Here is a 13,612-nt window from a genome sequence, read left to right on the forward strand (position 1 = left end):
GTAGTGCAGCTTTAGTAAATGCCCTGGTACGCGGTTTAGAGCGCCACGGAGGGCAGTTGCTGCTAAATTCCCACGTTGCAGAAGTGTTGGTGGAAAACAACCGGGCTGCGGGCGTGCGGCTGCGATCGGGCAAAATTATTCGCTCGCACAAAGCCGTCGTTTCCAACGCATCCGTTTGGGATACCCTGAAACTGTTGCCTGAAACCTCTGTCCCCCAAAGGTTTCGGCAACAGCGGCAGGCGACGCCCGAGTGCGACAGCTTCATGCACCTGCATCTGGGAATTGATGCTGCCGGAGTGCGATCGGACTTGGCTTGTCACTACATCTTCGTCAAAGACTGGGAACAGGGCGTTACAGCCCCTCAAAACGTCGTTCTCGTCTCGATTCCCTCCCTGCTCGACCCCCACCTCGCGCCTGGGGGAAAGCACGTCATTCACGCATATACCCCCGGAAACGAGCCTTACGATTTGTGGCAAAAGCTCGTGAAGCGAAGCTATCCCGTAGGGAATCGCACCAGCGAAGAGTACAAGCTGCAAAAACAAGCGCGCGCCGAGGTAATGTGGTTCGCCTTAGAGAGAATTATCCCCGATATTCGATCGCGCGGACTCTGAAAAAAACGATAGTTAAGAACTGGATTTGATGTTAATACCGGGGGACGCTTCGATCGACCACCATTGAGTAAGCATCGATGCCACCAACAATATTTTTAACGTTGGTAAATCCTCGCTCGGTTAACCAATGGCACATTTGAGCCGATCGCACTCCGTGATGGCACAGAACTAGGGTTTCTGTGTCGCGATCGAGTCTAGCGTCAATTTCACCAGACCATTCGGCAAACTCGCTCAGCGGAAAAGCTACAAATCCCGGCAGCGCCGCGAGTTCAATTTCGTAAGGTTCCCGCACGTCTACAAGCTGCAATTTATCAGCATTGGTTTCTGCTAATTGGCGAGCTAATTCTTCGACTGTAATTTGAGCAAAAATTTCTGACATTTGATTAGGAAAAAGTAGTCATCAGTCATTAGTTAACAGTCATCAGTTAACAGTTAACAGTCAGCAGTCAACCGTCAACAGTCAACCGTTAACAGTCAACCGTTAACAGTCAACCTTTATTAATTGAGGGGCAAAGGCGGTGGAATTAGCTCCACAGGAGGGGTAGGTGCAGGAGGCGCGTCCAACTGGCTCACGCTCTCCCTCGGGTCGAGACAAGTGGCGATTAACCTGTCAGTAGGAAAATCGAGCCTGCCACTCAAGCCGACTACGCATTCAGCAAACTGTTGTGGCAATAAACTGCGGCGGCATCCATCCAGCACTACCAGGGGAGCCGCAGGTTGAGTTCGACTTTTACTGTTAATATTCACTACGCAAGTAGCCAATTCGGCGGGACGCCTCACCCGCCGACAGCTAGAGAGCGCTTCGACCCCAGAAATATTGGTTTTGCGGTTGATTTCGAGGGCGCATTTAGATATGTCGCGGGGGCGGAGCGCGTCAGCACAAGCGGCGGCGGCTGCCTCTGCCCCCACTCCGGCTTCGATTAGTTCCAGGGCGCAGACGCGATAGGGATTCCTAGAGCGAGGAAATCTAATAGTGATGGCTGATGCTGGTGAGATTGGCAGTGCACTGGCCAACAAACCAAGTGCTGCTAGGTGCGTGCCGAAAGCCAATATCCAGCGCGCGGTAGGGTTTGAGCCTGTCGGTGCTGGGTTTGGGGAAGAAGTGCGGGAAAAATTGCGGTTGTGCATGGCAGATCGAGTAGTGAGTTTGTTTGGCTGATTGGGGCGATCGAGCGATCGGCTTTTCCTTCAGAATTTACCGCACATTATGGATCGCCCTCCGGTCGATCGTTTTTTTATTGATCTTTGTTGGAATTTTGACCGTTACCAACATATAATATAGAGTCTGCATAAAATTGCATACAGATATTAGAGAGGAAAATAAATGTCTCGATATCGAGGCCCCCGATTGAGAATCGTCCGTCGCCTGAAAGAGTTGCCGGGTCTAACCCGCAAAACCCCCAGACGAGATTATCCGCCTGGACAGCACGGTCAAAACCGCAAAAAGCTCTCTGAGTATGCGGTTCGCTTGCAAGAAAAGCAAAAACTCCGTTTCAATTACGGTGTGACGGAACGCCAACTGCTCCGTTACGTCCGCAAAGCCCGCCGTGTCACGGGCTCCACAGGTCAAGTGTTACTGCAATTTTTGGAAATGCGCTTGGACAATACTGTGTTTCGGATGGGAATGGCTCCAACCATTCCGTCCGCTAGACAATTGGTAAATCACGGTCACATAACTGTCAATGACCGTGAAGTCAATATCGCCAGCTATCAGTGCAAGCCTGGTGATGTAGTGGCGGTGAAAAATAGAGAGCGCTCGCGCACAATGGTAGAAGCTAATCTCAAAGACCCAGGCTTGGCTCACTTGCCGAATCACTTGGAATTTGATAAGCAAAAACTGGTTGGCAAAGTTAATGGCGTTATCGAACGCGAGTGGATTGCTCTACAGATTAACGAACTGCTAGTCGTGGAATACTACTCACGGCAAGCTTAAGTCATTAGTCATCAGTTGGTTGCTAGCAGAATAATTAATAATTGGGTACGAACCCAGTTATTGATTAATTGCTAATGAATAATGAGGACTAAGGACTGAGCACTAAAAATTAATAATTTTCAACACTCCCACCCCCTAAAAAGGGATGGGATTTTTTGAAGGTTTCGCTTGTTAACTTCTTTGAGTTGCCATTTACTCAGACGACACCTGGCTGATGGCATTAAATGATGTCCCAGCCTCAAATTATTCCCTTAAAAAGTTTCTTCTCCGGTTGGTTCTTGGTGGACAAGACCTCGCTTTTGAAGGCGATAATTCGCTACAACCGGGTAAACAACACCGCGTATCCGATTGATCGCACCTACTGGACGATGAACTGCCAAGCCGTTCCAGGGAGAATATCTCAGGTTTTCGTTGAAATCAGATTGTTTTTCATAATCAATAATCTGATGCTTCACGGTGAGACGACCTACTCTCAAGAAGGGTGATTCCTTTTCCTTCCAGACATTGATGCCATCGTCGATCGGCATTTTTAGGCTGGTTTGGAACTGAATGCCAAAATCCCACCAGTATTGGGCATCAGGTTTCGCCAAGGCTTGAATTAGATCGTCCCGGTAATAATTGTCTGGTTTATTGGGATCTAAACCCAAGGCTTTAGCGCGATCGACAAAGGGAATTTTAGGAATTCCCGGTCGAGATTGTTCTGGAATTATCTCGTGAGGTGGTTTGCATGAAACCGGAGTAAACCCATACTTAATTACAGCCGGATATTCGACAGGAACTACACCAGGTTGCGAGGGATCGAAATCGGGATTGAGACCCAAAGCAGAGGGTGAACCGCTCCAATATTTTGCTGTTAGCAAACTCTTCGGAGTCCGGCTACCAGTAAGCGTTGAGACCGCTAGAAAGTGTCTGGGATGTCGCATTAGCCACTTTTTCAATGTCTCTGGTGATTCAACCAGAGCAGAAAAAAAGCCGTAGTAGTCTTTGATGGTTTGGCTCACAAATATCTCTGAATTGTGAACAATGATGTCCTGGGTTTTTGACTCGTGGCTTTGCGGGAGTCGTTCCCCTTCCACCCCCATGACTTTCAGTGATATTGAGCGCGAATCTTTTTGGTAATCAGGGTATACTTTGGTAGCCCCGTTAGCAAATCGCAACCAAACAGCATATTGTTTGGGTTTTGCCAGCAAACCTTGCTTAAGGGAAATCGCATTCAGTTGCGAAGAAGTTAACGAAGCACGTTTGCCCAATTCCCGTTTAATCGCTTCCTCATCAAAGTCAAAAATTTCCAGAGTTCCTTTAACGCAAGCATGGGTTTTGGCGTGAGTATCTCGCAGCGCCCGCTCCTTATTGCCGTAAAGATTATCCATCCGAAGCTTGGCCTGCTCAACCAAAAGATCGTAATATTTGCGTTCGTCTTGTTCGGGATATTCGGTAAATAACTTCTTGTTCATAACATAACCTTCGGTTAATCGCTAAAAAAGGCTCTACAAAAACCGTTGCATCTGTTAAACAGTATAACTGCTGGTGCAATTACTCCTGAATTGCCGTAGCCGATCGCTTGCGAAAATATCGCCTTTTTCTTCCTCATTTTTGAGGGCGCAGGTGTGTTTGCTCCCCCCCACTACCTTGAGTCTTAGTTGTCAGCTACAACTTAAAGATCGAAGGAGACTTTGTACTTGGGATCGCTTGGAGGAACATTACGATTCACTAAATCAGAGACTGTTTTGGTATTTTGGATAATTTCCCAACCAACCTCAGAAAAAGTTTCCTTATTGAAGACTTTAGGCGATAACAAAGGATTAGTTAAAGCTTGGGAGAAAGCATCAATGCCAATTATCCGTGCTACTAAAGGCGGAATAGCTGAATTTTTCCGGACATCTTCAGCGTACAATCCGACAAATAATTCAATCTTATCAACATGACCGTACAACTCTTTTAATTTCTGTTGAGCGTATTCATCACCCGTAATTTGATTGAAATCAGTCACCCTGGGATAACCACACATTTCGCGGTAATCGTTATAACTGGCTAACTGCGCCTGCCGTCCGAGTTTAACAGATGCTAGTTCGGTAGCATCAATAAATGTATAGGGTGTTCCTGCGATCTTAAAATCAGGTGTGTTAAACAAACCAATTCTAGTGCCTGGTTGGGAACAAGTTTCTTCCATCAATGCACCCAACCCTTTATCGATTAACATCTGATTATTCCAGAGGGAATCGTACATGGATTTTTCTTTGCCGTCATAGACAAAGGTTTCAGGAACCGCACTATGCCAGCGATAGACAAAACTAAACTCAATCGCCATCCAATTTTCTCGATACCAACTTTCTTTGGTAAAAGCTTCTGGATCGGCAAAGAACCTAAAATTATAGGGCGTAATGTGGAAAATGTACTCTTCCATAATGATATTGAGAACAATCACCATGAGAATATTTCTCGCGGTTTGGAAGAGTCTCTCATCATCCCATTGGGGATAGCTTTTGGACAAAACATCACAAATTCGATTATGCTCCCTGATACATAAAGTGTTGAGCATGACATAGCCAATTTGGACGTTTGCCCGTTCAACTCCCATTGCAAATAGCTTGCCTTTCTTTCCGGGGGTTTGTCTTTTCTCATCATTAAGGGGTGCATGAAGACCTTCAAATTGAGGATCGATAATACCCTGCTCAGGATCGGCATAATAAAAGAGTGGATATTCTTCTTCTACGCCATCTTGGCGCTTGAGTTTTTGGGTTTTAAATTTACCGTCTTTGAAAGCTCTGAGCATATTTGTTTGTTTGCGGGTCAACCCGTAAACATTACACATATCAATCTGATGATTGGAGGTATTTTTGAAGCGGTTTTGCTGATCGATCCGCAGAAAACTATCTGTAAACCACTGGACCCAATAGGGAAAGAGCAGAGTCGATTTTTCCGAATAAATGGTTTTTCCATCTCTTTTCTGGAATAACGTCTTTAATTTGTCCAGTGGTGGTAAATTCCCTTCTTTGTTAAATTCTGGGTCGGGAGGTAAATGTCGCCCAGTATAAGTCTTGTCTGTAAGTGAATCCCAAGAGATATAGGTATCAGTTTTCTTGGGAATATCTGTCCCAGGAATTTTGGGATCTAAACCCATTAAGCTATAGGGAAGCGGGCGAGTCGGAAGTTTGTAAATGATACTATTGAGAAAAAATTTGTTTAGTTTACGTTTCAGAGGCTCGTAACTTTGAACTAAATCCCAAATTGGTTTGAAATGAGTCAACGTATATGCTAAAGCTTTGTTGCTCAATCCATCTCTAGATGTATCTCTTGTCATGATTGCTTTTCCTTTCGATTGTTCTAGATTAGATAGATTACAAACTCTTCTTCTGTTCGGTTATGAGAGCTTGATAAACTTTTATCATTTTTCTATATCTTCAATTACTTTGGAGAGAATATTTTGCAGATTCTTAGGTCGATAGTCTGGGCGTTTTTTCAATCGCTCGATCGTGCTTTCGTGAAGATCCTCAATAGCATCGCCCACCTCGCGGAACTTGATTCCTGCCAATTTGAAGAACCCAGGATTGTTTTTAAAATCAATCTCATAATTGGGATTGATACCTGTGGGAATGGCACTTATATCGAATTCAAGCCCCAATCCAAGGTTACGGGTTGAATCGATCATCCATTGTAAGGCGGCATCTGATAAACCGCTGTATTCTTCCGTTCCACCGCCGACGCAGATATGCGAGCCGGGAAACCAAACTTGAATAACCCGCTGCTTCTCAACATCAGGATTTTTTTTCATAGGCGTAACATCAAAGATTTCGCGAACTTCGTCGATCGCCACGGCGTGCAACGCATTTTGAATTAACTTATTTAAAGTGGTGTCGTGGAATCTGTACCTTTTCTTGAGCTGTTCGTCATACTTCTTGAAGGCGGGTAGAGTAGGAATACCAAGGGCTCCAACGGTGTCGAAACAACCAAGCAAGGTAATCGGGACGCGATCGCCGTAATCTTCGCGGTAATTGGCTGCTACCCGATCCTTTGGTTTAATGTCTCGTTTACGGTAAAGCTCGTAAGCTTCTGATGCCCTGGTAATATGAGGGCGGGATAGGAGACCGGAGCAATAAATCATGCCGGTTAGACTCCTGACTGTGTAAGCACCGCGACTGAACCCGAATAGATATATTTCGTCACCCTTCTCATAGTTGAGAGAAAGAAAACGATAGGCATCTTGTATATTTTTATCGATTCCCAGTCCAGTGGCTCCGCCCAAAATCTTGTTACTATCCGATCCAATTCCCTCGTCATAAAACACGATCTGCGGAACCCCGTCACTGCCACTGGATTTCACTGCCTGGGCAAGCTTAATCACATTACTTGGGTAACTACTATTGAGTTGTTGCCAAGTTCCATCACAGCAAACGATCAGACGTTTCATTTTTAAGTTCTCTCTTTGAATTTGAAAGTTGAGAGCGACCTGTCTTTGGTAATCGGTTACAAGAGAATTGCCAATTCCGGTTTTTCTGTCGCGTCAGGCGAGCCCTGCTAATTTTTGGCTCGAAATTGTTATGTGGCTGGGCAATCTTTAGCTATTTCGATTGCCAGGATATTAGTCCCAAAACACCACGTAGTTGAGTTTCTTGTATTAAAATGTGAATTTTGTTTATATTTCTTAAGACAAAATTTTTACATTATGAAATAGTAGGTTGGGTTCTGGAAAAATCCTCGATTCTCCTAAGACGTAAAAGATTTACAGCGTGAAATAGGAGGATGGGTTCTGGGAAGAAAATACTCGATTCTCGTAACAGAAGTAGTGCTACGACGCCCTATCTAACAAACCTTTAAACACATTTACGGTCGGCTAGGTGAGTTTTTAGAACAGCTATATCTTATCGATTTGTCAGTTGGCGGCAAGATGATGGTGACGTATTGGCCGAACACATAGCAGGTTTGGACTAGGTTTTGGATTAAAATTTGTTTCAAGCAGTCTCAGGTTTTCTGCGATGTGCTTGAAGTTTTTAACAATCTGTGGGTTTTTCTGGTTTCTCGATCAGCAAATTTGTGCGAAAATTTCCTAGCCCCGGTTTAAATTGAAACGTCCCAAAGTGGGGACGATCGACCGCAGCGACTGGCTACGAGGTTCTCGCACCAAAACTAAAGGCAGAATAGCAATCAGCCGCACAGTAGCCGAGAGGGCAAACACTGCTCCCAAACTCATGCCGGGAAGTTCGGCAAGAAAGCCGCCGGCGGTAGTTCCCAAAGCCCCAGCTAATCCCGCAACTGCTGCGGCGATCGCAAAATAAGTCGAAGGTTGCTCGATCGACGCGATCTCCATTTGAATATTGTTAGTACACAGCCCGATCGCGCCTAAAGTCGTTCCCCCCAACAAGTGCAGCAGCGGCAGCCACACCCAGAGGGCAAACGGGTAATTCCCCGTACCCAACCACAGCACAGGGGTTACGGCCACCACCAGCCCAACCGCAATTAGCAGCGGGCGATTTCCCCAGCGATCGGCCAACTTACCCCAAAACATCAGCAGCACTAGATTTGCGCCGGAACTTAAGCTGGTGTAAATCGTTACTAAACTCACATCCAAGCTTAAATCTTTCAGCAGGTAGATATTAAAAAAAGGCGCGCTGAGATTAACAGCAAATGTCCACACACTGAAGTAAAGAATAAATATTAAAAAATTAGAATCTTTCAGCACAGAAGGCACAAAATCTGTTATTTGCTTTGCTTTTTTCTCTGTAAGTCGATCGTTCTCTGCATCTTTTTTGTATACCTGGGGATTCACATCAACCATGAAGGATTGACACCCCAAACTAATCATTCCCGCCAAAACACCCACCAATAAAACAATACCGTAGCCCAAAATTGGCCCGCCGTCCCAAGTTGACACTCCCAATCCCATCAACGGCACTCCCAGCAAAGTGATGAGGCTGACAGCACTGTTGCGAAAGCCAAAATAGCGTCCCCGCAAGCGCTGAGGAACCACAGCAGCCATCCAACTGAACCAGCTAGAATTGGCAAAAGCTGCCAGCATACTAGCTGCTACGACTGTTACCAGTGTCCATTGCAGCAGTTGGTCGAGGTCTGCGTGCTGGGAACCCCAAACAATTGCCACCGCCAGCACCAGCCACAGCAGCCGCGAAACGCTGAATACAAATAGGTTGTACCAGCGGCGGCTGGTTGTCCGGTCAGCGATGTATGCTCCTAATGGTTGCAGGAGATTTACCACCATCGGAATAGCAGAGAATATACCTATTTCCACGCTGCTCGCGCCGAGTTGCAGCAAGAAGTTGCTCAGCAGCACGCCGGTGGTCGCAGACTCGAATATAGTGGCAAAAACGCCGTCTTGAGTTGAGGCTTTCAGGGTCGATCGAACGTCTTTTTTGGAAAATTTGAGAGCTATTTTTGGAGAGAGAACGAGCTGAAATATTTTCTGATCTACTATTTCTGGAGTCTGAAGAGATAGATGTTCATTTAACTCTGCAACTGGTTCAACCATAGTCAATCGATTTTAGATTTTAGATTTTAGATTAAAAACTACTAAACCCATGTGGGGCATGGTTTTGAGGCTGGCTGGTCATTAAATTCTTTTTCACGCGCTGGCGTCAAGAAAATTTAATCTTTCTGCTAAAAATTGCTGAGCTAGCCTGTTAAGATAAAACCAGCCCCGCCTTCAAGATGTGAGCTTGAAAGCTAGACTGGCACTTCCGGGTAATGGTTATTAATATAGATGCCAAGCGATTACTGGAACATCAACCGCTTGGGAGATATAAATTTGCTAATTGTAAACAAGTAAGTTTTAGGGCTTAACCCGGAAGCGAACGCAGCATTTGGCATACCAAAAATTTCTCGAATTCCGCCTCAAACAAGTCTCCCCAAGGGCCAAAGCAAATTTCGCGCGAGATCCTCCATTCCGCTCTCAAACCTTTACGGCTAGCTAAATCTATAGAATGAAGTACGATCGACTTGCCGAGTATAGCTGCTAACGATTTTTACCTAATTCCTGGAATCCGTTTGTTCAGTCCCAGCGCTCGCGATCGAGAGTCCGGGTTTTTTGTGAAAATCGCCCCCAGGTGCCGGCAAAGCTTCGGAGTGGGTTATTGGCGCTCGCACCTCAAAAAAGTGTTGCTTACTTCACGGCAACTCACAGGACAAAATTATAGTTGACAAAAATTACGCTAACTGCAGATAATAGCAAACCCTAGAATTAAAATTAAACGTTTGAGAGATATCACTGCTAAGGTGTGATGTCAATAATAGGCAAATTTACGGATTTCTGCATTTGATCGTGACCAAAACTCAACCTTTATCCGGGTATACACTGCCAGTATTTGCCTGTGCAGCCGCACTTGCAGCTTTGCGGTGCTTGCGTGAGGGTATACACTCTCTAGATAGCGTATCAGTAAATTTACTGGAACCGCAAATAACGGCAGAAATTCCGATCGAACAGGCGTCTGTACTCAAAACTAATACCGCTTTAGGAGTGACTCGCTCCGATCCGGGGGACAATCTCGATCTGACTCGCAATACCCCCGTTTGGGCAATGGTGGAATTGGGGAATTGGGAAGGGGGAGAAAGGGGGAGAGAGGGAGAGAATGGGGGAGAGGGAGAGCAGATTGTGATTCTCGGCGGTGAAGGTATAGGGCGTCACACAGTCGGTGGAGGGGCGGCGATCTATGATTACGCAATGCGGCTGCTGCGATCGAATCTGAGCCTAGACCTCGCACCGTCCGAAAAAATTACTGTCACCCTGATTCTGCCGTCTGGGCGCCAACTAGCCACCCGCACTTCTAACGAAGCTTTCGGTGTGGTAGAAGGACTTTCGCTGCTGGGTACAACTGGCATTTCTCAACCGCTGAGTGCCCCTGGACAGTTGGAAGTTTACCGCGAACAACTGCAACAAAAAGCCGAACTGTTTGACTGTTTGGTTTTCTGCATCGGCGAAAACGGCTTGGATTTAGCGCGACAACTGGGGATTAATCCTGATCGGCTCGTCAAAACCGCTAACTGGCTCGGCCCGCTGCTGGTAGAAGCAGGATATCAGGGCGTGCAGTCAATTTTGCTCTTTGGCTATCACGGGAAACTGATGAAATTGGCGGCGGGAATTTTTCACACTCACCACCACCTCGCCGACGGGCGCAGGGAAATTCTCACAGCTTACTGTGCTAAAGCTGGAATGCCCGCCGATGCGTGTTCCGCAATTTTTGCCGCAGCGACAGCCGAAGAGGCTCTCGGGCAACTGCGGGCTTTAGACGCCGAGTTTGGGAGCAATTGGGTCGATCGAATTTACGGCGACATCGCCCGACAAATAGACTTGCGCTCATCGGATTGCATTTTTACTCACACCAACCGAAGAATCCCCGTGGGATCGGTGATGTTCGGGCGCGATCGCAAAATTATTGTTAAAAGTGATATAGGAGATACATTTTTGACTCAAATTTGTTAATCTAGTGTGAATATCCCTAAATTCTGTTTAAAACATCGCTCAGGGATAATATTTAACAAGTAATAATTCTTTGTCCCTAGACCTTAATTATACTAGGTTGCTTCGGGACGCAGTTTTTGACCCAAGAGTTCAATTAATTAGGGTAAGGATTGAAGTAAATCTATGCTTGCCCTCGACCCTATTAATCGACTAAGATCGCTAACAGCAATCTAGTATAAATAAGATTTATTCCTAGCGACTAATGCTGGCTCGCCTTCCTCAGTCTTGTACTGAAGCAGCGACAAATACCTCCCCTACTTTCGACCCAATTAGCAATTAGCAATTACGCAATAACCGTGACTACTCAAATAAAAACTGAATCAGACCTCACAAACTCTTTTGTGGAGCAGATAGAGCGCCAGATTATCGTGATTCTCGACTTCGGTTCGCAATATTCCGAACTGATTGCTCGTCGAATTCGCGAAACTCAAGTATATTCAGAAGTAATTTCTTACCGGACTACGGCAGAACAGTTAAAAGCTATCAATCCTAAAGGAATTATTCTTTCAGGAGGCCCGAGTTCTGTATACGATGAAAAAGCACCCCACTGCGACCCAGAAATTTGGAATTTGGGAATACCGGTGTTGGGAGTGTGTTACGGGATGCAGTTGATGGTAAAGCAGCTCGGAGGCACGGTTGAGCGCTCTAAATTAGCGGAATACGGCAAAGCCTCGCTATTTATTGACGATCCTACGGATTTGCTGACAAATGTCGAAGAGGGCAGCACGATGTGGATGAGCCACGGAGACTCGTGTACTCAACTGCCGACGGGTTTTGAGATCCTCGCTCACACGGACAATACTCCGTCTGCTGCTGTTGCTAACCACGAGAAAAATTTGTACGGGGTTCAGTTTCACCCAGAAGTAGTTCACTCGATCGGGGGAATAGCTTTAATTCGCAATTTTGTTTACCACATTTGCGAGTGCGAACCGACTTGGACGACTGCTACTTTTGTAGAGCAATCGATTCGCGAAATTCGAGAGCAAGTCGGAGAGAAACGAGTTTTGCTGGCTCTATCGGGCGGTGTAGATTCTTCTACTTTGGCTTTCTTGCTGCACAAGGCGATCGGCGACCAACTTACCTGTATGTTTATCGACCAAGGGTTTATGCGGAAGTATGAACCGGAACGGTTGGTAAAATTATTTAAAGAGCAATTCCACATTGATGTTGAGTATGTTAATGCTCGCGAACGCTTTTTAGCTCAACTTGAAGGGATTACCGATCCTGAAGTAAAACGCAAGCGGATCGGTCACGAATTTATCAACGTATTTGAAGAAGAATCGAAGCGCCTAGGTCCCTTCGACTACCTCGCCCAAGGTACTCTTTACCCGGATGTGATTGAGTCGGCTGACACTAATGTAGACCCGAAAAGTGGCGAGCGAGTTGCTGTTAAAATTAAAAGCCACCACAACGTGGGGGGTTTGCCGAAAGATTTGCGATTTAAGCTGATTGAACCGCTGCGAAAACTGTTTAAGGATGAGGTGCGAAAAGTCGGCCGGTCGATCGGGCTTCCCGAAGAAATCGTGAATCGGCAACCTTTCCCCGGCCCGGGATTGGCGATTCGGATTATAGGAGAAGTTACCGCAGAGAGACTAAATATTTTGCGGGATGCTGACTTCATTGTTCGCCAGGAAATTAACCGCCACGGATTGTACGGTGAACTTTGGCAAGCTTTTGCAGTTTTGCTACCGATTCGCAGTGTAGGGGTGATGGGCGATCAGCGCACTTATGCTTACCCGATCGTCTTGCGGTTTATTAAGAGTGAAGACGGGATGACGGCTGACTGGGCGCGGGTTCCTTACGATTTGTTGGAACTGATCTCGAACCGGATTGTGAATGAGGTTAAGGGGGTGAACCGGGTGGTTTACGATATTACTTCTAAGCCACCGGGAACGATCGAGTGGGAGTGATTTGTAGTTAGCGATTAAGTAGGCGGACTAATTTTTTTGTCTGTCTACTTATTTTGATTTTGGATAAAAGGGCGATTCCCTACCGGATAGCTACGCTTCACGGGCTTCAGGGGATGGGGGAGTGGGAATGGCGATCGCTTTTATAGAACCCATTTGACATTTTTTACTGTATTGAAGTAAAGTGACTGCAAAATTCGTATCCAGCAGTTATGCCATACTCTACCAGCCTCACAGACGAAGAGTGGATCATCCTCGAATGCTTGTTTTTTCCGGTTGTGGCAAGGTAGGAGAAGAGAAGGGGCAAATGCTTGGATAGAGACGTGCAAAATCCTCGTCAGTAATTTTGAGAGAACTCTGGTTGATGCCAGTGCCAAGGTTAATCTTTGTTTTATTACAAGACTTCGGACAGTTTTTGATAACCAACCGTAGAATATGGCTTTTAAGGCGATTTGGCAATCGAACTACCAAGGAACAATCAAGGGTTTCAGACTAGGAACTAAAAACTCTCCGGACTATTGTTATTAGGCTGATGCTGATAAGGCTTACAGCCGCTTAGATCTCAGATGGGTTCTATAAACGTTCGCCCCTTGAGCTAGTAGCGCACTTTTTAACGTACTTATAGCCTTTCTCAGAAAGATGAGGTATGATGTTACTGACACTCATTCATGAGGGTCAAACAGAGAACACACATCGA

At 46.0% G+C, this 13,612-nt stretch carries 10 protein-coding genes; 4 read left to right on the forward strand and 6 right to left on the reverse strand.

The window, feature by feature from the left end:
- Window positions 1-611 (forward strand): FAD-dependent oxidoreductase (locus QUA04_RS25655; protein WP_333262511.1); only part of this gene is annotated, 611 nt, incomplete at its 5' end.
- Between the two features lie 31 nt (window positions 612-642).
- Here the strand turns inward: QUA04_RS25655 and QUA04_RS25660 are convergent.
- Window positions 643-990, reverse strand: coding sequence for a rhodanese-like domain-containing protein (locus QUA04_RS25660; RefSeq protein ID WP_333262514.1), 348 nt, complete (start codon window positions 988-990; stop codon window positions 643-645).
- 119 nt (window positions 991-1,109) lie between these two features.
- Window positions 1,110-1,739, reverse strand: a complete 630-nt coding sequence (locus QUA04_RS25665; RefSeq protein WP_333262517.1) for a hypothetical protein — start codon at window positions 1,737-1,739, stop codon at window positions 1,110-1,112.
- 196 nt (window positions 1,740-1,935) lie between these two features.
- On the opposite strand from QUA04_RS25665, the gene rpsD reads away from it, so the two are divergent.
- Window positions 1,936-2,544: a 30S ribosomal protein S4 gene (rpsD, locus tag QUA04_RS25670; protein ID WP_172190738.1), complete on the forward strand. Its 609-nt coding sequence runs from the start codon at window positions 1,936-1,938 to the stop codon at window positions 2,542-2,544.
- Between the two features lie 251 nt (window positions 2,545-2,795).
- On the opposite strand, the gene QUA04_RS25675 is transcribed toward rpsD, so the two are convergent.
- The 4 genes from QUA04_RS25675 to QUA04_RS25690 form a co-directional block, all read right to left on the reverse strand.
- Window positions 2,796-3,998 carry a catalase gene (locus QUA04_RS25675; protein WP_333262520.1) on the reverse strand — a complete coding sequence of 401 codons (1,203 nt, stop codon included), beginning with the start codon at window positions 3,996-3,998 and terminating at the stop codon, window positions 2,796-2,798.
- A gap of 200 nt (window positions 3,999-4,198) precedes the next feature.
- Window positions 4,199-5,818, reverse strand: coding sequence for a peroxidase family protein (locus QUA04_RS25680; RefSeq protein ID WP_333262524.1), 1,620 nt, complete (start codon window positions 5,816-5,818; stop codon window positions 4,199-4,201).
- Between the two features lie 111 nt (window positions 5,819-5,929).
- Window positions 5,930-6,952 (reverse strand): DUF2235 domain-containing protein, encoded by a 1,023-nt coding sequence (locus QUA04_RS25685; protein ID WP_333262527.1) that lies wholly within the window; start codon window positions 6,950-6,952, stop codon window positions 5,930-5,932.
- A 636-nt stretch (window positions 6,953-7,588) separates the two neighbouring features.
- Window positions 7,589-9,022, reverse strand: a complete 1,434-nt coding sequence (locus tag QUA04_RS25690; RefSeq protein WP_333262530.1) for an MFS transporter — start codon at window positions 9,020-9,022, stop codon at window positions 7,589-7,591.
- A 789-nt stretch (window positions 9,023-9,811) separates the two neighbouring features.
- On the opposite strand from QUA04_RS25690, the gene cbiD reads away from it, so the two are divergent.
- On the forward strand, window positions 9,812-10,969 hold the full coding sequence (gene cbiD / locus QUA04_RS25695; RefSeq protein WP_333262533.1) for a cobalt-precorrin-5B (C(1))-methyltransferase CbiD: 1,158 nt from the start codon (window positions 9,812-9,814) through the stop codon (window positions 10,967-10,969).
- Between the two features lie 347 nt (window positions 10,970-11,316).
- A complete protein-coding gene (guaA, locus tag QUA04_RS25700; protein WP_445242372.1) occupies window positions 11,317-12,918 on the forward strand; it encodes a glutamine-hydrolyzing GMP synthase in 1,602 nt (533 codons plus the stop codon).
- Window positions 12,919-13,612: the final 694 nt, after the last annotated feature.

The organism is Microcoleus sp. S13_C5 (assembly GCF_036700845.1).
In the GTDB taxonomy this organism is placed as follows: domain Bacteria; phylum Cyanobacteriota; class Cyanobacteriia; order Cyanobacteriales; family Microcoleaceae; genus Microcoleus.